The organism is Ruegeria sp. THAF57, from assembly GCF_903914075.1.
Taxonomy (GTDB): Bacteria; Pseudomonadota; Alphaproteobacteria; order Rhodobacterales; family Rhodobacteraceae; genus Ruegeria.
The window spans coordinates 12,321-32,468 of record NZ_CAIWNQ010000010.1 but is presented as its reverse complement, the minus strand read 5'-3'; the positions used below and the strand labels follow the sequence as shown (position 1 = coordinate 32,468).

The following is a 20,148-nucleotide window of genomic DNA, read 5'->3' as shown; positions in this document are numbered from 1 at the left end:
ATGAAGCCCTTTTTTGTGAAGTGCGGCGTAAACTCTTGCAAGCAAACGTGGATCTGCTCAACGATTGGGTAAGACTATGACGGTATCGGAGAGCACGATGATTGTACGCAGACTCTATTACATCCTCAGCTATGTTTGCTTGCCGTTAACTCTGCTCTGGGGTTTCTTCTGGCCGCCGGCCTACTGGTTGCTGATTGTGCTGGTGCCTTATGCGGTGATCGGGCTTTACGACATGCTGACCACCAAGCACAATGTCCTGAACAATTACCCTGTTCTAGGCCACTTCCGTTACATGTTGGAATTTGTAAGCCCTGAAATCCGCCAGTATTTTGTTGAGACCAATGAAAGCGGTCGGCCCTTCAACCGAATTATCCGGGGTCTGGTGTATTCACGGGCGAAAGGTCAGGTCGATACTCAGGCCTTCGGCACCCAATATGACATCATGACTGTCGGGTATCACCGGGCAAATCATTCTCTGGCCCCCAAAGACGTACCGGAAAGCGAAGAGCGCGTTACATTGGGCGGCCCGCAATGCAAACAACCTTATAGTGCATCCCGCCTGAATGTCTCGGCCATGAGTTTCGGGGCGCTTAGTGCGAATGCAATTCGGGCACTGAATGGCGGCGCCAAGGACGGTGGGTTCGCTCATAACACGGGTGAAGGGGGGTTGTCGCCGCATCACTTGGCCGAAGGCGGAGACATCATCTGGCAGATTGGCACTGGCTATTTTGGGTGTCGAACCCATGAGGGCGGTTTCGACAAGGACAAATTCGCTGAAAAGGCCCGAAATCCCGTTGTTAAAGCGATTGAGATCAAGCTGTCTCAGGGGGCGAAGCCATCGCATGGCGGTGTATTGCCTGCGGCAAAAGTAGATCAGGAAATCGCGGATATTCGCGGCGTTCCGCTGCATCGGGACGTAATCTCTCCGCCCATTCATTCTGCTTTTGACGGGCCGACCGGGCTGCTGGAGTTTGTTCAGCACCTGCGGGACATGTCGGAAGGTAAGCCTATTGGTTTCAAGTTGTGCATCGGTCGCCCATCAGAATTCATGGCGATTTGCAAAGCGATGCTGGAAACTGAAATCCTGCCGGATTTTATCACGATCGACGGTTCCGAAGGGGGTACGGGCGCGGCCCCTGTTGAATTTACCAACAGGTTGGGGATGCCGTTGAACGAAGCGTTGATCTTCGTGAACAACTGTCTGCGCGGTATCGGTTTGCGGGATAAAATTCGGATCATCTGCTCGGGCAAAGTGGCCACCGGGTATGATATGGTGGAAAAATTCGCTCTCGGAGCGGACATGTGCAACGCCGCCCGCGCGATGATGTTTGCAGTTGGATGCATTCAGGCCCTGCATTGTAATACCAACCGCTGCCCGTCCGGTGTGGCAACACAGGACCCGGTGCGGGGGCGTGCCGTGAACGTTCCTCAAAAACGCCAACGCGTGCACAGGTATCATGACGCGACGCTCGAAAGCTTCCGTGAGCTGTTGGGCGCCATGGGCAAAAGCACCGTGTCAGAATTGCGCCCGTCGGACATTCGACGCCGAACCGCAGACGAGCGAGAGCGTTCGTATGGGGAACTCTACACATTTCTGGAGGAAGGGGCGCTGCTGACGGAGTCAATCCCTGCAGAGTTCAAAACCGACTGGGACATGGCACAGGCATCCCGGTTCTAAATTTTTTCAAGAACCGCCAAGGATTGACCTTTGTGATCCGTCTTACCATTCGTGATGCGCATGAGTACTTCGGATGAGGATCTGGCAATGGCCGCCGCCAATGGTGACGCGAACGCGTTTGCCGCCCTGTTAGAGCGCCATTACGACCGGATTTTCCGATTGGCGTTCCGCCTTTTGGGACGCGCCGACCAAGCCGAGGACTTGACGCAGGACATCTGCCTGGCATTACCAGCCAAGATCACGGACGGTGTGCGGTTCTCATACGCAATTGCTGGCTTTGGACAATTGCTGAGGGGTGGGGCGTATCTTGGGGGTTGGACCTTTGATGATGCAATCCGCCTGGCCAATACTGCGCGCGGCGAAGACCCGTTTGGCTACAGAGCCGAAGCCGTCACGCTGATGCGCCTTGCGCAATCATTGGGTCGGTGAGCAGGGATGGGCGCTGTCAGACAGCGCCCATTTTCGATCGCGTCTAGAACGACCTTGGATTGTTTGCGGCGTGGGTGTGGATCTTACGGATACTCCACTCGACCGCGTCGCGCATTGTCTTGCCCAGGGCGACATCGAAAGCTGTGACCAAGTCTTCAGTTTGATCACTGGCGGCAACGACGTTTTCCTGGAACGAACTGGATGCGATGATCTTGTCCTCAAACTCATCGATGATCTTGATGTTCATCCGAACCTCGACCCGCACGGTCGAGGAATTGTCGGTCTCGCTCACGACTATACCTTGGAATTCGCGCAGGTCGGGAACAACAACATAGTCTGCTCTTAGGCCAACAGTTGATCTGCCGACGGCGGCCACTTTGCCGCTGTTTTCGAAACTCTCAACCAACAAAGTCTGAACGATCAGTGGTGCGCGATCTACCCATCGGGCCCTAGATAAGTACTGCACTTGCAAGGGGGTGGGCTGAATTGCGATCTGATCCGTGTTGACTGCCGCAGTCGCCGAAGGCTCTTCGACAACGATTTGCCTTTGGACGCGCGGCAGGGACGAGGAAAAGGTGCTTTTCGGTGTCAAAAGATAAAGATCGTTTGGCTTGGATGCCTGCTGAAGCGTACCCAGTCCGGTGCAACCTGCTAACGAAACGATCGCCAGAGCGGTAAGAAATGACCTGATCATTGGCGAAACTCCGATGCTTGGGTCCCCAGTAAGAAGCGTGCGGGATCCCGTTCAACCTTGTCCACCAACCGGTCCAGGCTGACGACCAAACGCTGAGACTCTTCGATGAAGCGCGTGAACTGGGGTAAGCCAACCCGCAAAAAGTCGGACAGTTGCCGGCGGTTGTCCTGCACGATGCCGTCGATAGTTCCCAGAAGTTCTGAGGCGGATTGTGACGCACTTAAGATATCGTCTGAGATTTCGTCCAAACGCTCGGTGACGTTGGTAACGGTGGATGCCACCTGATTGGCCGCATTGCGGATATCTGCCATCACCTGACCGACATCCTCGTCAATTATGCGATTGGCCGAGTCAAAAGCGCGTTCTGCCGATGTCAGCGTTTTTTGAGCGGTTTCCATCGCACCCGTAACGGAGCCAAGGGTCTCGTTCGCGTTAAGGAATGTTTCCGTCGCCGTCGCCAGTGCCACCGAGCCTTCATCGGAAAGACCGGTCAGATTTTCAGCCAGGGTCGACGCCCGGTCAAGAAACGGTTTCAGGTCCTGTTGAATGACCCTGTCGGCGGACTCGATGGTGGTTTTCGCGCTTTGCAGGGTCTCAGTTGCCGATTCAGACGCGGTTTTCACGCTGTTAAGCGTTTCCGTTCCCGTCGAAAGCGTGGTTTCTGCAGTATCGGCGAGTTGATCCAGACGTTTCGAGAATGCCGAAATTTCTTTGGCAGCGCCGCCAAGATCCGAGGAAAGTGATTCAAAGTCTGAAAGTGTCTTGTCCAACCGGCCCGTTGCCTGTGCCACGTTTTCCAGAATATCCGATACTGCCGCACGGTTTTTCTCATCCACGATCTTGTTGACGTCCTCAAGCAGTGTGATCGCTTTTTCCAGAAGCAGCGGCGCGCCTTCGAACAGGGATTGAATCGCACTTCGCTTGCTTTTGATCAGGCTGTCTTGCGGAAGACGCTCTGCAGTCGGAGAGCCCCCCGTCAGTTCCACGTAACTGACTCCTGTGACCCCCAGGGACTGAAGTTGCGCAATTGTTTCGTTCGTGACAGGGATTTCTGCGTCAATTTCAATGCGGACCCGCACTTTTGATGGGTCTTCTTCATCCAGATCCAACGAGATCACCTGACCTACGGGAAGACCATTGAAACTGACCCCGCCGGCCGCCGACAGGCCCGATACGTTGTCGAATAGCACGTCGTAATAGGCGTATTGGCGCGACACTTCGAATTTTGCCAGCCACAGGAAGAACCCAAATGCGCCGAGAATACCCGCAAGGGTAAATGCGCCGATCAGGATATAGTTCGCTCGGGTTTCCATAACGTTTACCTGTCTTGCCCCTTCTCTTGCGCAGCACGCGCGCGGGGGCCCGTAAAGTATTCCTGAACCCAAGGATGATCGACTTTGGTCATTTCTTCAATCGGGCCTTCAACAAGCACGCGTTTTTCTGCAAGAACTGCGACGCGATCACAAATGGCATAGAGGCTGTCCAGATCATGTGTGACCATAAAGACCGTTAAGCCGAGAGCGTGTTGCAATTCGCCGATCAACTCGTCATAGGCCGCGGCACCAATCGGATCTAGACCGGCTGTCGGTTCATCAAGAAAAACGATTTCCGGGTCCAGCGCGAGCGCCCGCGCAAGTGCAGCGCGTTTACGCATCCCCCCCGACAGTTCGGACGGAAATTTTCCGCAGCTCAATTGCGGCAGCCCAACCAGACTGATTTTTAGCCCACCAAGCGCGGTCATCAGGCTTTCGCTCAGGCCTGTATGTTCGCGCATCGGGGCCATCACGTTTTGAAGGACAGTCAGCGACGAAAAGAGTGCGCCGTCCTGAAACGCCACCCCCCAACGTTGTTCGATCCGCTGTCGTTCCTGCTCGGGGCCGTTCAAAACGTCGACCCCCAGCACGTCGATGCTGCCAGCTGCAGGTTTGTTCAGCCCGACGATTGTACGCAATAAAACCGACTTGCCCGTGCCAGAGCCGCCGACGATGCCCAAAACTTCGCCGCGCCAGACATCCAGGTTCAGATCCTGATGGACAACTTGCGGGCCGAATTGATTGGTCAGATTGCGAACGCGAATTACGGCCTCGCGTTTTGTGTCGGTCTTTGCGGTCTTCTCAAGGGGTGTTCCGTCCATTTCAGACCCCCATGACTGAGAAAAAGATTGAAAACAGAGCGTCCAGCGCAATGACCATGAAGATGGATTGAACGACCGAAGCGGTCGTGCGCTGCCCAACGCTCTGGGCCGAGCCTTTGACCTGCATTGCCTGCCAACAGGCGACGACACCGATGACCAGCGCAAAGAATGGCGCTTTGATCATCCCAATGGCAAAGTGCCAGATGCCGGTGTTTTCCTTCAGCCGGGTCGCAAACATCCCCGGGCTGACGTCAAGGTCGATCCAGCTCATCAATCCCCCGCCAAACAGGGCGGCCATGTCAGCTATGAAGCCCAGGATCGGCAGCATGATCAGCAGGGCCACGACGCGGGGGATCACCAGAACTTCGATCGGGTCTAACCCCAAGGTTCGCATCGCGTCGATCTCTTCCTGCACTTTCATCGAACCTATTGAAGCCGTGAATGCAGATCCAGACCGGCCCGCCACAATAATGGCCGTCAGCAGAATGCCCAATTCTCGCAAGACCGAGATTGAGATCAGTTCGACGACAAAAATTTCGGCGCCAAACTGCTTGAGCTGCGTTGCACCCTGAAAAGCCAGAACAACGCCGATCAGAAAGCCCATCAAGGCCACTATCGGGATCGCCTTGAAACCGACCTCCTCCATCTGCGACACCAATGCTGCACGGCGCAGCCGGCGCGGCATCAGGACAGTTCTGAACAGCCGATGCAAGGTCAGGCCCAAAAACCCAAGAATCGACAGGCTGTCGTTCCAGCCTCCAACCGTTCGTTTGCCAATACTCTCAACCCAGTCGGCAAAGGTGCGGTGATGTGTTGCGGCACCTGGTTCGTCGGGGATGTTTTTGGAAACCGTGTCAATCAGGTCGGAATACGCAGATGTCACACCCTGAAACTGAACATCTGCCCCAGATGCCTGAACACGGCGCGCAAGATCGGCGACAAGCCAGGCGCCCCCGGTGTCCAGAGCCTGCACATCCGTCAAATCCAACACAACCGAGGTCCCGTCAGGTTTGAACGAAGAGAAAGCGTTTTCAACGCTGCTGAGGGACTGCGTTACCAATTCACCTGATACCTTGAGGTAAACGCCGTCGGCGTTCCAGTCAGATTGAATCGCTGGTTGTGTCATGGGCGTATGTGATGTGAAACCGCGTTGCGCTGCAATGCATTTTTGCAGGCCAAACGGGGAATGTGGCTTAACAACAGCGCGTTCGTGACGGTTACCTTGGCCTTGTTTGTCTTGGTCATGAACTTGCTTTGTGCTGGGCAAGGGGCGTTTGGATATCCGCGCGACAATCTTGTTGCCCGCGACCGCGAACCAAGACAGAGTTTGCCCGGACCCACGTCTACGGAATCATGGAGAATGGAATGCGGCGCGCGGGAAATGTCCTGTTCATCATCATAGATCAATTGCGGGCCGACTGTTTGAACGGAGCGTTGGCGGCGCATGTCGACTTGCCGAACCTGCGGGAATTCATGGCGGATGCCGTTACGTTTGACCGCCACTATTCCGTGACGAATCCGTGCGGACCGTCCAGAGCGTCGATTTTGACAGGCCAGTACGCGATGAACCATCGTTCAGTGCGAAATGGAACGCCTTTGCGGCATGACACACCAAACATTGCCACCGAGATGCGAAAGGCTGGGTACGTGCCGTTGTTGTTCGGCTATACCGACACCACGGCAGACCCAAGGGTTCACGACCCCAATGACCCGATCTTGCGATCCTATGAAAACCCGATGCGCGGGTTTGAAGAAGTTGTCGAAATGCGGTTGGAGGAGTCTTACCCTTGGCGATCCCATCTTTTGCAAAAGGGTTATGAATTCGACGATTACTGGGACGTCCATAAACCCGTCGCCCGTGGCGGAGGGAATGCCCGCCTTAATGACCCGGCCATGTACGCTGCCCAGGACAGCGATACGGCGTTCCTGACAGATGTATTCCTGAACAGTATGGCGTCGCGCGTAGGTGAAAGTTGGTTCGCACACTTGACCTATATCCGACCTCATCCGCCGTTGGTGGCTCCCGCACCTTATAACGACATGTATGATGCGACGTCTTTGCCCCTGCCGGTTGGCTTTGCCGAGGCAGACAGCGAGCGGGCTTTGCATCCTTTCTTTGGGCCGACGATGGCCAAACAGACGCCTGCCGATTTCGTTTTGGGTTTTGACCAGGTCGACCCGACACCCGAGAACATCCAGACGCTAAGAGCCGTGTATCTGGGGCTGGCCACCGAGGTAGATCATCACGTGGGTCGTGTTCTCGGGTTTCTCAAGGACAGCGGCCAGTACGACGACACTTTGATAGTCATCACCGCCGATCACGGTGAGATGCTGGGGGACCGACATAGTTGGGGCAAGATGACTGTCTATGATGCGGCCTACCATACGCCTCTGATGATCCGCTTACCTGAAAATCAGGCGCGGGCAGGTGCGGTTGTATCTGAACCAACCGAGTCCATAGATATCACCCCAACCATTCTGGAATGGGTTGGACAAACGATCCCAAACTCGATGGACGGGCGATCTCTTATGCCGGTCCTGCACGGGCAGGTGCCGGATGATTGGCGCAGCTATTCGTTCAGCGAACTGGATTTTTCCCAACCAGAAAGACCAACCATCTGGCAGAAAGAACTGGGAACCGGCCACAGCGACTCATGCCTTGGAATACTGCGCGACCGCCGGTTTACACTGGTTGAGTTCGCCGCGGACGTGTCGCCCATGCTGTTTGATCACGCTGCTCAGGGAGAGATGGAGAACGTTGCTGAAAAGCCAGAATACGCGACTGAACTTGCACGCCTGACGCGCCTTATGTTGCGCCATCGGATGCGAAACATGGATCATACTTTATCCCTTCACTCGATCACGCCAGATGGGCCTATGTCGAAAGACCGGTTTTGAAGTTCACCCCAACCTGTCGCGCCGAACCCCCCTACACCTGCGATAATTCCGGTGTTACGCATGAAAGGTGCGGAGGGCGGATTTGAACATTACTGAAGAACAGATCAAGACTATGACAACCGCGGGCCTTAACCTGATTGGGCAGGGTTTGTCTATTTATGACAATCAGTTACGGCTTGTTGTCAGCAACCGCCCGTTCCAGGCCATGTTTAACCTGCCTGATCAACTTGTCCGACCCGGTTCGCTGTTTCGCGATACAATCCAATACCTTGCTGAAAATGGCGAGTATGGAGATGACGCCAGTGTCGTGGAAATTGTCGAAACGCGCGTCGCTCAGGCCCTGACATTCGAGCCGCATTACCTTGAGCGGGTACGTTCTAACGGTCAGGTTATTTCCGTTGAAGGCGCCCCGTTGCCAAATGGCGGCTGGGTGGCTGTCTATACAGACATAACCAATACCAAACAGGCCGAGGCCTTGCTGCGCGCCCGATCGGTTGAGCTGTCCAGTCAGCTTCTGGACCGCGCCGAAGAACTGTCCGCAACCAATCGAAAACTGGCGGCGACAAACGCAGCTTTGGAAGAGGCCAAGCGTCAGTTGACCGAGATTGAAGCCCGCACGCGCATGACGACCGAGATGATGCCAGCTCATATCGCGCACTTGGATGCCGACGGGCGGTACGATTATTCCAACCGGCGGCTTAATTCCGTCATGCCCGGACGCCCATCCGAGATTTTGGGAATGCATATCGAACGGGCATTGGGCGCGGCCTCTTATGCGCGTGTCCAGCCACACCTAAAAAAAGCCTATGAGGGTGAAACCTCGGTTTTTGAATTCACCGAAGATCAGGGATCCAGACGTATCCGCGTGTCCTTTACGCCAGACAGCGTGGGCGGCGTCTATGTCATGTCAGTCGACATCACCGAAGAGACACAGGCGCGGGTTGCTCTGCAGCAGACACGCAGACGGGCCATGGCCGCACAAATGACAAGCGGGCTGGCGCATGACTTTTCCAACCTGTTGACGATCATCCTGGGAATGCAATCCCGGTTGGACAAGATGGATCTGCCGGAACCTGCACGCGAATTGGTGGCAGCGACACAACAGACGGCCCGGCGGGGTGGGCAACTGCTCAACCGTATCGCCGATATGACAGGTAGCCGGACTCCTCAGCCAAAGGCGACCGATATGCGTGGTCTGTTGGAAGACCTGCGCATTCTGGCATCACCCTCTTTGCCGCGAGGGGTCGGTTTGTCGGTGGTAAACACTCTTCCGGACGAAGCTTTGATGCTGGATCCCGGAATGCTGCAGGATGCGCTGCTGAACCTTGTTCTCAATGCAAGAGATGCGTGTGGCGAAACGGGTCAGATTACGATCAGCGCCCATACAGTAGGTTCGATTTGGGTCGAGGTAACCGTATCGGACACTGGTCCGGGGTTCTCTGTCGATGCATTGAAGAAGGCATTGAACCCATTTTTTACCACCAAGGGCAGCGAAGGGTCAGGTCTGGGTTTGCCGATGGTGTATGACACGGTGAAACTGGCCGGTGGTGATCTGAACTTGCGCAATACCCCGTCGGGGGCTTCGGTTGTTTTGCGATTGCCCTATCGACCGGCGCCACCTGTTCAGGAAGGTATGGTTCTTTTGGTCGAAGATAGTGACGACCTGCGCAGTCAGTTCCGTGACATGTTGGTTGATCTTGGTTTTTCAGTGATCGAGGCGACATCGGTGGATGAAGCCCTGGCGCTTGCGTCAGATATCGAGGATATCGTGCTGGTGCTTTCTGATATTCGTCTTGAAGGGGAAGGCACGGGGTTGGATTTGCTGGATCGGTTAAAGGACAAGTTGCCATGTATCCTGATGACGTCCTTACCTTACTCCGATCCCTTGCACCGAAAGGCGCTGACGCTTGCACCGGTTCTGCGTAAACCTTTTACGCGGGCTCAATTGTCCGCCCTGATCCGTGCGGAGGCTGCGTGATGACTCAACCTTTGGTTACCATCGTCGATGACGAACCCGAGATCCGCCGGATTTTAACTGAAGCGCTCGAAGATGCGGGGTTCAAGACACAGAGTTTTTCACGGGCCCGCGAATTTGAAGCATCGCTGAAACGTGTCACGCCGGATGTCTGTCTTGTGGATTTGTCCTTGCCCGATACCGATGGCCTTGCGCTGGTTCACAGGCTTGCGCTGGAACAGGGTGCGGCGGTGATTATCATTTCCGGCCGTGCGCAAGTGCAGGACCGGGTAACAGGGCTGGAGCTTGGCGCGGATGACTATATCACCAAGCCCTTTGATCCGGCAGAAGTCGTTGCACGCGTCCGGGCAAGGCTGCGGTCGCCACGGTCCCAGGCCACACAGTCTGACGCAGCACGGTTTAACGGATGGACGGCGTATTTCGACCGCTACATCCTTGAGAACAAAACCGGGCAAGAAACCCCGTTCAGCCACGCCGAGGGTGAGGTTCTACGGTTGTTTCTGGAAAGCCCTAAAAGGCTGATAAGCCGAGCCCAAATGCAAGAAGCGTTAGGCGGAGCGGCGGGTGAAAGTTTTGACAGGGCCATGGATGTCAGAATTTCCCGTTTGCGTACAAAGTTGGGTGAAGACCCAAAAAACCCTCGCTTGATCAAGACAATCTATGGTGCCGGCTACATATTCCTAGGGGATGTGGACTGGCTGTAGCGCGGCGGGCGATGGTCCTGAAACTTGCGGAAAGACCAATCGCTTTGCTGTGTATGAAACAGCAAAATTGGCCAGGTTTGGGATCGCTCACTCGCGCAGAGCCTTATCCCTGATCTTGATCACGGGCTGAACAATATATTCCCAAACGGTCTTTTTCCCTGAAAGGATGTCAACTTCCGCAATCATGCCGGGAATGATCTCAATCGACACTCCGTTTGCATCCAAAAACGACTGGCGCGTCTTAATTTCAACAACGAAGACTTCTTCGTCATCCCGTTCAGACCGAGAAATAGTGCTGGCGCCGATCCTGGTTATGTTTCCGTCCAAAGCGCCGTATCGAGCGAAATCATAAGCGGTAATCTTAACCTTTACGGGTTGCCCGGCGTATAGAAATGCGATGTCTTTTGGGGGTACATAAGCTTCCACAAGAAGCGTGTCGTCCAACGGGACAATTTCAATAAGATCTTCCCCACTGCGCGCCAAGCCGCCAATTGTCGTGCGGTGCACTCGATTTACGATTCCTCGTACAGGAGATTTTATCTGGGCGCGGTCTGCACGGTCTTTGAGGGCTGGAATGGCGGGTTTCAAAGCCGCAAGTTCTGCAGTGGCGATCGCAAGGTCTGTCAAAGCGGCGCTGCGGAACCGATTTCGCGTTGCGCGAATTCGATCGTCGATTTCTTCAAGACCGGTCTGTAACCGGTTTGTTACAGCTTCCGCGCGGGTTTTTCTGCCCGACCATTCCGCCTCGCTGCGCCGAAGGGTCAACAGAGTAGTCGCTGGCTCCATTTTCTTTTTCACCAACAGTGTCATGATGGCACGTTCTTCGGCCAATACTCTGAGCGTTTCTTCTGCGGTGACTTGATCGACAAGGCCCTCTTCGTATTCTCGCTGTCGCTGCAAGCGCTGCCGTTCAAGAATGGCAATTTCGGAACGAAGTTCGGTTTGGCGACCGTGATAGAGAGCTGTCTCAGATTTTACCACGTCCGGCGCGCCCTCGATCAGGCTCTTGGCAAAGACCAGATCCCCTTCGTCGATTTCGACTTGCAACCTGTGAACGCGTGCGATCAGACCAAAGGCGTGCTGCTGCTTCTGTTTGAGTTCGCTGTCAATCTGTGTGGTGTCGAACTCCATCAACAGGGTGTCTTTGTCTACCACTTGGCCTTCCAGAACGTGCAGTGACCTGAGAACACCTGTCTCCGTCGCCTCAATTTTCTGGACGTCACCCGAAGGCACGATCCGCCCATCTACCCTGGTCACGTCATCCAGTTCTGTCAGGTACGCCCATAGCGCCGCAGTGACGAGACACGCCACGATGAGCAACAGCAACATTGAACTACGCAAAGGCGCCCGTCCGCGCATTTCCATGGCCAGTGTTGCGAGGTCAGGATGCCGCGGCATTCAGTTTCCTTCCGGTTGGACGCAGATGTTGGGTCAGGATACTTTTGGGGCCATCAGCTGAAATCCGTCCGTTTTCGATTACAATCACGCGATCCACAAGAGCGAGGAGACTGGTGCGATGCGTGACGATTACCATGGTCGTATCCGCCGTCGCTTGTTTCAGCCGTTCGATGACTTCGGACTCTGTCTTTACGTCCATGGCGCTTGTCGGCTCGTCAAACAGAAGAACCGGTGGTCGCCCAATTAACGCGCGCGCTAGGGCTATGGCCTGCCGTTGACCACCAGACAATCCTTCACCGCGTTCGGAAAGTTGCATGTCGTAGCCCGCAGCGGTTCGGGCTGCAAAATCTTCTACTCCCGCGATCCGCCCGGCCTCGACTATTTCCTGGTCGCGGGCCCTGTTTGCACCTGCCGCTATGTTGTCTCGTATTGATCCAGAAAACAGCCAGATGTCTTGTAGAACAGACCCAATGTTCCTTCTAAGATCGCCAGGGTCAATCTGGCGGATGTCCACGCCGTCTAATGATACCGAGCCAGAGTCAGGTTGATAAAGCCCTAGCATCAGGCGCGCGATCGTGCTTTTTCCGGACCCTATTGGGCCGAGAATAGCGACCTTTTCTCCGGGTTGGATATCAATTGAAATGCCTGACAGTGTCTCATCCATTTGATCAGAATACGAAAATCTAACACCCTTAAACGAAATGCGGCCTTCGATATCAGGACGGCTGATCCAGCCTTTTCCCGTGGGGCGTTCGCTTTCCGCATCCATCAAAGTGTTCAGACTGCGATATGCGCTTCTCGCTTGGTTTACGCGGGTCAAAGTCTGGGCGAGTTGGCCAAGTGGCGCCAGCGCCCGCCCCGTCAACATCACACATGCAACCAACGCGCCCATGCTGGTTTGACCGTCGGTAATCAGGAAAACGCCGTAAAAGACAATCAATACTTGAGCGGCTTGCTGTGTGAAGCCCGTTAAGTTCAATGCGAATTGTGTAATCGTTCGACTGCGCATACCATGGGTGGATTGCCTGTCCATGGCAGCGTCCCATCGTGATCGCATCTGTCTTGCTGCAGCTGTCGTTTTGATGGTTTCGAGCCCGGAAACCGTTTCGATCAGAACCGATTGCTTTGATTGCCCGTCGGCAAAACTTTTTTCGGCCAGCCGCGCAAGCAACGCTTGTACCACCAGTCCAGCGACCAGCACAACGGGGACCGACAGAGCTGGGATAATGGCAAGTGAGCCACCTATCGCGTGGATGACGAGGATAAACAAAACGATAAACGGCAAATCGACGACGGCAACAAGAGTGGCGGACGTAAAAAACTCTCGCAGTGTCTCGAATTCTCTGACGGTATTGGCCATGGCGCCTGTCGAACCAGTGCGGGACTTCATCCGAATGTTCAGCAACTGATCGAAGACGCGCCGCCCCATGAGAAGATCGGCCTTTTTTCCGGCCCTATCAATAAACCCGGCTCTTAGAATTTTCAGACAAAAGTCAAAGCCAAGCGCCAAACCGACGCCGATGGTTAAGGCCACCAGGGATTCTGTAGCTTCGTTCGGCAGAACCCGATCATACACCACCATGATAAATACAGATGTGGACAACCCAAGTATGTTTGCCACTACAGCGGCCAGTACAACCTGTGCGTAGGACCAGTGGTTTGCAGACATTGCGGACCAAAACCAGTGACCAGAGACATGCTGAGTTTTAAGTGACGGATCCCTCAGATAGCTGCGACGAAACAGGATCGCATACCCAGTGTACGCCTCCTTCAGTTGCGCTTCCGCGACCTCGGCAATCTGTTCTCCGCGCTGCGGGTCGTAGATGAGGTACTCACCGGTCTTGGTGCGGCCGTGGAAAACAACGGTTCGGTTTCCGGTCATCAGTAAGAGCGCAGGCACCAGGCTTTCGTCGAAGTTCGGCAGTTTCCACTCACCATAGCCAGCCTGCAATCCGGCCTTGTCTGCTGCTTCAATTGCATCCCGGACAGTTAATTCCCCGGCAGGATCCGAGTGTGCTGAAAAAAGAGCTGCGGCTGTTATGGGCCGTTCGAGTTGCGCAGAGATGTGCATCAAACACGTCTCAAACAGTGTGTGTTCCCTGCAATCTTGTAAGCTCATTTGCGCAGATCCTCAAATTGGATGGAAATGCCGAAAAGGTCCAAGATGTCGCCTGTCAGACTGAGCACGGCGTAATTGGTCAGAAAGGTATTTTGCTTGGCAAGGATGAAGCGTTCCTGGGCGTTCACATGGTCGCGTTGCGCATCCAGTATCTCGATCAGGCTACGCCTGCCTATTGTGAATTGCGCGCGGGCAGCGACGACACTTTTGGCGTTTGCCTGAGCTGCAAGACGTGCTGCCCGAAGCCTTTCTGCACCGGCTTGCTGGTCTGATCGAATGAAATCCAGTTCCCGCTGAATTTCTCGGATCAGAGTGTCGCGGGCATACTCCGCTTCTTCGACTCGGGCTTCTGCAATGGCAATAGATGCGCGCCTTTGCCCCGTGCTGTCCAATTCGTATGTAAACGAGAGATCTACCCCGAAGTTTGCATCATTGCTGTTGTCCCGGTCGGCGAATGCCGCGACTTTCACCCCGGGCTGACGCCGTGCGACGGCAGCAGAGAGTTCCGCACGAGCCGCCAGCAAAGCAGCGTCAGCGCGGCGTACTTGCGGGCTGTCGAATATGATCTGACGGTCCGACCGGGTCAAAACAGGAGCGGTAACAGGCTGCGACAACTCACCCGGCTCTTGCCCAAATGCTTCTCGAAACTGAGCCTCGGCGCGCTCCGTTCGCGTCCTTGCGTCTGACAGGCGCGTCATCGCATCGGCTATACGTGAGCGCGCCGTTAAAACGTCGGCATTTGACCCTGCGCCCTGATCTAACCGTGCAACGACTTGATTCAGAACCTCTTTGTGAACGGCCACATTGCGATCTGAGATCATAAGTATCTCACGGCGATTCAATACCAGGACATAGGCCTCAATTGCCGCCAGTGTTAAAGCGGACGCTGTTTGAAGTTGGTCACCGCGGCTTTCCAGTACACGCGCTTTGGCCGCGGCCAGATTGCCCGACGCGGCACCGCCATCGTAAACAAGTTGAGAGATGCGCAAATAAGGGGTTACGTCTGCGAGATCAGTATTCGTCCGCTCGGATCTGGCACTCAAGCCCACTGAGACCTGAGGCAAGAAAGCTCCTCTCGCGGCCTCTTGATTGGCGAAGGCACTTTCGAGTTGGGTCGCACTCTGCGCGAGTCTGGGGTTGGCCTCGACAGCAGCTTGAATTTGTTTACCTAAATCACCCTGAGTCAAACGCGCTGATTTTGGCTGCGCTCCGACACCCACGGCACCATCCGACAAAGAGGCTTCAACCCCCGTGAGATCAGGAAAAGGCGTGCAAGCTGATGTTAATATCATGAAGAGGATGGCCAGAATCCGAGGGCAAGAACAGCGTTCAGGCATGAGTGATCGACATTTCACCATTTTCAAAAAATTCGTTCCTCTGAGCGTTGGCGACAGCACCGAGGAAACTGGAAATATCTGAATTTTGAGTGAATTTATCCCGATCGTCAGCGTGGCTTTGCCGCTTTTGCGCTTGAAAAAGCCATTTGCAGTGACACAAGGAAATCGAATGGGCGAAAACTAAGCTCAACGCGCCGGTCTCGAACAACTTGAGCTTTCCAGATTGGGTCAGTGCATCCAATCTATCCTACGAGATTGCCAACGCGCCGGTGGGCAGTTCGATGCCGCCGTAGTGGCCAATGGTTTCGAATAACCCCATCGCCGCCAATCCACGACAAGCATTGAGCGTCTTTTCGTGGTTTGTGGACCATGCGAGCAAAACCTGAGCACATCCTGTAGGTTTTGAGACAATTCGTCGTTGTCAGAGAAGAACGGTTCATCTTCCGGCTGGGTTGTTAGCAGAGCGGATGTTTCATCAACCAGTAACTGAACATTGTGATGTCTGTCATGGGATGAATATTCGGTGCGCGCGAGTTGAAAGGGGGGGCAGCGCAATTCTGCTGGCACATAGCTTGCCAACCATCGGCCGTCCGTCGTTACAAACGGGTTTGGCGCTTTTTTCTGAAGCGAAAACAGCGCCTTTGGCTCAATCCCGAGGTCTGTTTCCTGAAATATGATTGGAAAAGCAGCAGCAATTTCTGACGCCTCTGTCATGACGATTCTGCTTTGGGTTTTTTGTGTCGCAAAGCGATAGGACGTAAAGCGTTTCCAGCGCCAGTTTTTGTGACGCGCGAAGGAAACGGGCTGTAGTTGGTTTTGTTCCATCTGTGGGCCCATCAGATCAAAAAGGTCGCGGGGTTTTTGCCGACAACCTGCGTTGCATTTACGCCGAAGCTCCGGTCGGATCCGTATGAAGGATATTTTCGGAACTCAGACTGCTCAGGTCACTAAAGCCGGAGAATTCGGCGATGGTTTCGACAGACGCTGAGCCGGGTGCCGTATAATCAACCTTGACGAGGGTGCTATCCTCTCCGTCTGTGGCAAGGACATAGATTTCGTCACCGGCCTGCACGCCGGTCAAGCTTTCTGCTGCTGTCTCGATCGTTCCTTTAGAAAGATCGGAAAGCTGTGTCGCCAAACCTACAAAACCTGTGTGTAGACCAATGGCCTCCCCGATGTTCAGGGTCTCCATTCCGGTTCCGTTGCCGCGCAAAGTTTCGGTATTTAATCCGCTGAACATCAAGGCATCCGACACATCGGCCGCCGGGCCAAGAGTGAAACCGGTGACGATGTCAGTTCCATTGTCTGACGGATCGGCCTCAAACACGATTACATCCCGGCCCGAGCTTGACACGTCAATTGTATCGTCACCGCTCTGGCCTCGGACTACATTGTCCACATCGGTCGAAACCAACGTGTCATTTCCACCCGTACCCAGAAGAAAATCAGTGGGGCCGCCGTCCGGTGTGGTGAGTGACAACTGAATTGGCCTGCCCGGGTCTTGCACCGTCATCGTGAAGGTAACCAAGGGCTGAGTCAGATCGGTGAAGACAGTCGCCGCGCCTCCAAAGCTGACCTCGGCCGGGCCATTCGGATTTGCGAGGAACAAATCGAAATCGCTGTTCTCGTTATCTGAGCCCAGATCAAAGGTTACCACTGACGGATCGAAGCCGAGATCGGCGGTGATGGCCAGACCGCTTGAAATGTCGCGGTCCGGATCGGCATAGATTTCGAAGGTGACAACCGAACCGCTGCGGCCAGCTTCGACAATCGTATAGGCAGCAGGATCGTGTGCCTTAACTTGGTCCGATGCAGGCAGTGGGTCGGTTCCGCCTGAAACATTGGCTTGCGCCTGAAAGTTTAGCGTATCGCCAGCTTCAACCCCTGAAAAGTCTGAAGCCGAAACAGCCAAGGACCAGGTTCCGTCAGTGGCGACGACTGCAGTACCCACAGACAGCGTATTGAGTGTGACGTCCACAGATTGGCCAACACTCAACCCGATAGACGTGCCCGATACAACAACACCGGACGCCGTCGCATCACTCAGATCAATCGCCTTGTTTGAGCCAATGGTATTCAGATTCAATATCGGTCGGAAATCTGTGGTGAGTGGCAATGACGTTGGCAGCGATGTGTTTCCTGCTGCATCCGAGACCGTGGCCGAGATGAAAAACCCGGTACCATCAGACAGTGCGATCAGATCAGCGGTCGGAATTGTTGCCGACCAGTTCCCGCCCGAGACAGTGCCATTATAGGTCTGCCCGTCCAGGGTGACTGAGACGGATTGCCCATCTTCCGCGTTTGTGGCCCCGGATACCGTAAGATCGCTATTTCTTTCGCTGATGTCCAACACCGGACCACCGGGCAGCGCATTCAGAGTGATTGTCGGTGCCGTAAAATCCGTTGCAAAGCTTGTCGCATCTGTGGATTCGTTCCCGACATCGTCCGCGATGGTTGCGGTTACGCTGTAAGTTAGCCCGTCTTGTAGCCCGGCTAAGTCGGTTGCGCTGGCAATATAGGTCCACGTTCCGCCGCTGACCGTCGTTGTGCCGGTGGCATCGACGGTGTTGTCCGGTCTGGTAATCGCAACTGTTACCGTCGCACCATCTTGGGCATCTGAGGTGCCTGCGACTGTCAGGTCTGTGGTCTGTTCGCTTGCGGTCATAACCGCGCCGTCAGACAGCCCGGTAATGGTTATCGCTGGGGCAGTGAAGTCCGTTTGGAAGCTGCTGGTGGCCTGAACGGCGGGGTTGCCTGCCGCATCGGTTACATCGGCTGAAACCGCAATCGTTGCACCGTCGGAAAGCGACGAGAGGTCAGCGGCGGGAACAGTTGCGGTCCAACTGCCTCCAACCGTGGTTGCGGTGTAGGTTTGCCCATTGGCAACGACGGATATTGTTTGACCGTCTTCAGCGTTGGTCGAGCCGGTGATCGACAGATCAGTGCCTTGTTCGACGGCGTTCATGACGGCACCAGAGGAAAAACTGTCTATGCTGAGCGTTGGCGCTGTCACGTCCTTGCCCAATGGCACGCTGGCTTGCGATGCAGACAGACCATCTGTGTCCGACACATCGGCTGTTAGGGTGAAGGATCCTCCATCCGCCAGGGTCAGCAGGTCCGCCGTGGGAATGGTAACGCTCCAACTGCTGCCTGAAACGGCAGTCGTGTAGGTTTGACCGTCAAGTTCAACCGATACGATTTGACCATCTTCAACCCTGTCCGTCGTTCCGGTGATGACCAAGTCCGTTCCACCCTCGATCGCGTTTAACGTTGCCCCGGTCGAAAGAGGTGCGATCGTCAATGAAGGGCCTGTCAGATCGACCGGGACCAGCGCGTTGGTCGGAACTGAGACATTGCCTGCCGGATCCGAAACTACTGCACTGACGGCCACCGGTGTTCCGGTTGTAAGGCCGCTTAGGTCTTGGGATGGAACAGTCGCGCTCCACTGCCCGCCAGACGCGGTCGTGGTGTATGTGCGGCCGTCAAAATTTATCGTGACAACTTGACCGTCGGCTGCGGTAGTCGTGCCACCAAGGGTCAGGTCGTTGTTCAGATCGATCAGCTCGATAGAACCGCCTGAAATCGGATTCAATGTAATTGAGGGGGCCGTGAAGTCTGTACCGAAGCTGGATGAGGCTTGGGCCGCTGGGTTTCCCGCCTCGTCAGTGACATTGGCGGTCACCGCAATAGTGGCCCCATCAGGCAAAGCTGTGAGATCATCTGAGGGGACCGCGACGCTCCACTGCCCTCCTTGTACCGACCCGGTATAGGACTGCCCGTTGATCGTGACTATTACAGTTTGTCCGTTCTCGGCATTGGTGGTTCCGGTGACAACCAGATCGGTTGTTTGTTCTCTTGCGTTCAGCACTGTACCGTCGGAATAGCCGGAAATCGACAATGTGGGAGGAACCGTATCGACGTCGAAGATAACTGTTTCGACAGCCAGTTCTTCGCCTTCGCTATCCAGATTTCGGATTACTACATCATTTACACCTTGGGGCAGAGCAGAGGCCTGAACCGGGGTAAAGGACGCGCTCCAAGTGCCGTCGTCGTTCAGTACCGCGACAGTGGTTGACGACCCAATCGAAACCTCCACGGTTTCTGCCCCTTCCGGTGCGCTGAGGTTCAACGTCGCTGAATTCAGAGCATTGGATTGCGCGCCTGCCAGATTCAAATGTCGATAGGTCGGGGCGGGTGGGGGAGTGTCATCTCCGTCGCCGCCACCGCCGCCGCCTGCAGCGGCCGCAGCGCCTGCTAACCCCAAGCCACCAAGGGCAGCCGCGCCAATACCACCAATCCCGCCAGAGGCTGCGGCACCGCCTGTTTCGGCTATCAAACTGAATTGAGCGATTTCAGCCACCGCATTTTCCGCGATCATGATCGCACCGCTGTCCAAAACCTGCACATTCTCGGATGCGACAATGATTTTGCGGCCATCTGCCATCTTCAGTAGGACATCACCGTTTCCGAGCGGTTTTACCGATCGAACGCCCGGGATGGTTTCGGCGAACTGAAAAGCGTAAAGATCTTCGATGGTAGCTTGCGCCAAAGCGGGCAAAGCCAACAGCGTGGATCCCAGACCGCCGAGGAGGCCCCCTTCGGCGACACGGCGCATTTTCCTGTCCATCCACTTTCGGACATAGGACTTGCGCTTGTGCCCGGTGTTCGTGTTGCTTGACTGGATTTTGACGTCAGATTCTTTGGTCATCTTACCCTCACAAGTGGTGTCCGCGTCCGCTTGAAGGTGCCAGCTCTTGTTCATCTGAGTGTCCCTCCAGTGAC

General features: G+C 55.1%; 15 protein-coding genes. 5 read left to right on the top strand and 10 right to left on the bottom strand.

From position 1 onward, the window contains the following. Window positions 1-97: 97 nt before the first annotated feature. A complete protein-coding gene (locus tag RUESEDTHA_RS18820; RefSeq protein ID WP_180888213.1) occupies window positions 98-1,678 on the top strand; it encodes an FMN-binding glutamate synthase family protein in 1,581 nt (526 codons plus the stop codon). A gap of 60 nt (window positions 1,679-1,738) precedes the next feature. Next, window positions 1,739-2,107 carry a YfbK domain-containing protein gene (locus tag RUESEDTHA_RS21065; protein WP_370456819.1) on the top strand — a complete coding sequence of 123 codons (369 nt, stop codon included), beginning with the start codon at window positions 1,739-1,741 and terminating at the stop codon, window positions 2,105-2,107. A 43-nt stretch (window positions 2,108-2,150) separates the two neighbouring features. On the opposite strand, the gene RUESEDTHA_RS18810 is transcribed toward RUESEDTHA_RS21065, so the two are convergent. From RUESEDTHA_RS18810 to RUESEDTHA_RS18795, 4 genes are read right to left on the bottom strand one after another with little or no spacing between them, the layout of a single operon-like run. Next, window positions 2,151-2,801 carry an ABC-type transport auxiliary lipoprotein family protein gene (locus RUESEDTHA_RS18810; RefSeq protein WP_171123408.1) on the bottom strand — a complete coding sequence of 217 codons (651 nt, stop codon included), beginning with the start codon at window positions 2,799-2,801 and terminating at the stop codon, window positions 2,151-2,153. After that, window positions 2,798-4,114, bottom strand: coding sequence for an MlaD family protein (locus RUESEDTHA_RS18805; protein WP_180888211.1), 1,317 nt, complete (start codon window positions 4,112-4,114; stop codon window positions 2,798-2,800). Before RUESEDTHA_RS18805 ends, RUESEDTHA_RS18810 begins: the two co-directional genes overlap by 4 nt. A 5-nt stretch (window positions 4,115-4,119) precedes the next feature. After that, window positions 4,120-4,935, bottom strand: a complete 816-nt coding sequence (locus RUESEDTHA_RS18800; protein WP_180888210.1) for an ABC transporter ATP-binding protein — start codon at window positions 4,933-4,935, stop codon at window positions 4,120-4,122. A gap of 1 nt (window position 4,936) precedes the next feature. Next, window positions 4,937-6,061, bottom strand: a complete 1,125-nt coding sequence (locus RUESEDTHA_RS18795) for an ABC transporter permease (protein WP_180888209.1) — start codon at window positions 6,059-6,061, stop codon at window positions 4,937-4,939. 239 nt (window positions 6,062-6,300) lie between these two features. Between RUESEDTHA_RS18795 and RUESEDTHA_RS18790 the strand changes: the two genes are divergently transcribed. The 3 genes from RUESEDTHA_RS18790 to RUESEDTHA_RS18780 all read left to right on the top strand — a co-directional run bounded on the left by RUESEDTHA_RS18790 (window position 6,301) and on the right by RUESEDTHA_RS18780 (window position 10,512). Continuing rightward, a complete protein-coding gene (locus RUESEDTHA_RS18790) occupies window positions 6,301-7,833 on the top strand; it encodes a sulfatase-like hydrolase/transferase (RefSeq protein WP_180888208.1) in 1,533 nt (510 codons plus the stop codon). Between the two features lie 112 nt (window positions 7,834-7,945). Further along, window positions 7,946-9,811 (top strand): PAS-domain containing protein, encoded by a 1,866-nt coding sequence (locus tag RUESEDTHA_RS18785; protein ID WP_370456820.1) that lies wholly within the window; start codon window positions 7,946-7,948, stop codon window positions 9,809-9,811. Beyond that, a complete protein-coding gene (locus RUESEDTHA_RS18780; RefSeq protein ID WP_171123397.1) occupies window positions 9,811-10,512 on the top strand; it encodes a response regulator transcription factor in 702 nt (233 codons plus the stop codon). Before RUESEDTHA_RS18785 ends, RUESEDTHA_RS18780 begins: the two co-directional genes overlap by 1 nt. An 87-nt stretch (window positions 10,513-10,599) precedes the next feature. On the opposite strand, the gene RUESEDTHA_RS18775 is transcribed toward RUESEDTHA_RS18780, so the two are convergent. The 6 genes from RUESEDTHA_RS18775 to RUESEDTHA_RS18750 are packed head-to-tail and all read right to left on the bottom strand — an operon-like array spanning window position 10,600 to window position 20,074. Then, window positions 10,600-11,910, bottom strand: coding sequence for an HlyD family type I secretion periplasmic adaptor subunit (locus RUESEDTHA_RS18775; protein ID WP_180888206.1), 1,311 nt, complete (start codon window positions 11,908-11,910; stop codon window positions 10,600-10,602). Then, on the bottom strand, window positions 11,894-14,029 hold the full coding sequence (locus tag RUESEDTHA_RS18770) for a type I secretion system permease/ATPase (RefSeq protein ID WP_255431823.1): 2,136 nt from the start codon (window positions 14,027-14,029) through the stop codon (window positions 11,894-11,896). Before RUESEDTHA_RS18770 ends, RUESEDTHA_RS18775 begins: the two co-directional genes overlap by 17 nt. After that, window positions 14,026-15,321: a TolC family protein gene (locus RUESEDTHA_RS18765; RefSeq protein ID WP_255431822.1), complete on the bottom strand. Its 1,296-nt coding sequence runs from the start codon at window positions 15,319-15,321 to the stop codon at window positions 14,026-14,028. The genes RUESEDTHA_RS18770 and RUESEDTHA_RS18765 overlap by 4 nt, the downstream gene beginning before the upstream one ends. A 37-nt stretch (window positions 15,322-15,358) precedes the next feature. Further along, window positions 15,359-15,607 (bottom strand): hypothetical protein, encoded by a 249-nt coding sequence (locus tag RUESEDTHA_RS18760; protein ID WP_180888204.1) that lies wholly within the window; start codon window positions 15,605-15,607, stop codon window positions 15,359-15,361. Further along, a complete protein-coding gene (locus RUESEDTHA_RS18755) occupies window positions 15,595-16,191 on the bottom strand; it encodes a SapC family protein (RefSeq protein ID WP_180888203.1) in 597 nt (198 codons plus the stop codon). Before RUESEDTHA_RS18755 ends, RUESEDTHA_RS18760 begins: the two co-directional genes overlap by 13 nt. A 58-nt stretch (window positions 16,192-16,249) precedes the next feature. Continuing rightward, window positions 16,250-20,074, bottom strand: coding sequence for an Ig-like domain-containing protein (locus RUESEDTHA_RS18750; RefSeq protein WP_180888202.1), 3,825 nt, complete (start codon window positions 20,072-20,074; stop codon window positions 16,250-16,252). Window positions 20,075-20,148 lie beyond the last annotated feature (74 nt).

Excerpts from the sequence above, each read along its gene's own strand:
- RUESEDTHA_RS18820 (WP_180888213.1), top strand. The coding sequence starts at position 98 with ATGATTGTACGCAGACTCTATTACATCCTCAGCTATGTTTGCTTGCCG.
- RUESEDTHA_RS21065 (WP_370456819.1), top strand. The coding sequence starts at position 1,739 with ATGAGTACTTCGGATGAGGATCTGGCAATGGCCGCCGCCAATGGTGAC.
- RUESEDTHA_RS18810 (WP_171123408.1), bottom strand. The coding sequence starts at position 2,801 with ATGATCAGGTCATTTCTTACCGCTCTGGCGATCGTTTCGTTAGCAGGT.
- RUESEDTHA_RS18805 (WP_180888211.1), bottom strand. The coding sequence starts at position 4,114 with ATGGAAACCCGAGCGAACTATATCCTGATCGGCGCATTTACCCTTGCG.
- RUESEDTHA_RS18800 (WP_180888210.1), bottom strand. The coding sequence starts at position 4,935 with ATGGACGGAACACCCCTTGAGAAGACCGCAAAGACCGACACAAAACGC.
- RUESEDTHA_RS18795 (WP_180888209.1), bottom strand. The coding sequence starts at position 6,061 with ATGACACAACCAGCGATTCAATCTGACTGGAACGCCGACGGCGTTTAC.
- RUESEDTHA_RS18790 (WP_180888208.1), top strand. The coding sequence starts at position 6,301 with ATGCGGCGCGCGGGAAATGTCCTGTTCATCATCATAGATCAATTGCGG.
- RUESEDTHA_RS18785 (WP_370456820.1), top strand. The coding sequence starts at position 7,946 with ATGACAACCGCGGGCCTTAACCTGATTGGGCAGGGTTTGTCTATTTAT.
- RUESEDTHA_RS18780 (WP_171123397.1), top strand. The coding sequence starts at position 9,811 with ATGACTCAACCTTTGGTTACCATCGTCGATGACGAACCCGAGATCCGC.
- RUESEDTHA_RS18775 (WP_180888206.1), bottom strand. The coding sequence starts at position 11,910 with ATGCCGCGGCATCCTGACCTCGCAACACTGGCCATGGAAATGCGCGGA.
- RUESEDTHA_RS18770 (WP_255431823.1), bottom strand. The coding sequence starts at position 14,029 with ATGAGCTTACAAGATTGCAGGGAACACACACTGTTTGAGACGTGTTTG.
- RUESEDTHA_RS18765 (WP_255431822.1), bottom strand. The coding sequence starts at position 15,321 with ATGATATTAACATCAGCTTGCACGCCTTTTCCTGATCTCACGGGGGTT.
- RUESEDTHA_RS18755 (WP_180888203.1), bottom strand. The coding sequence starts at position 16,191 with ATGGAACAAAACCAACTACAGCCCGTTTCCTTCGCGCGTCACAAAAAC.
- RUESEDTHA_RS18750 (WP_180888202.1), bottom strand. The coding sequence starts at position 20,074 with ATGACCAAAGAATCTGACGTCAAAATCCAGTCAAGCAACACGAACACC.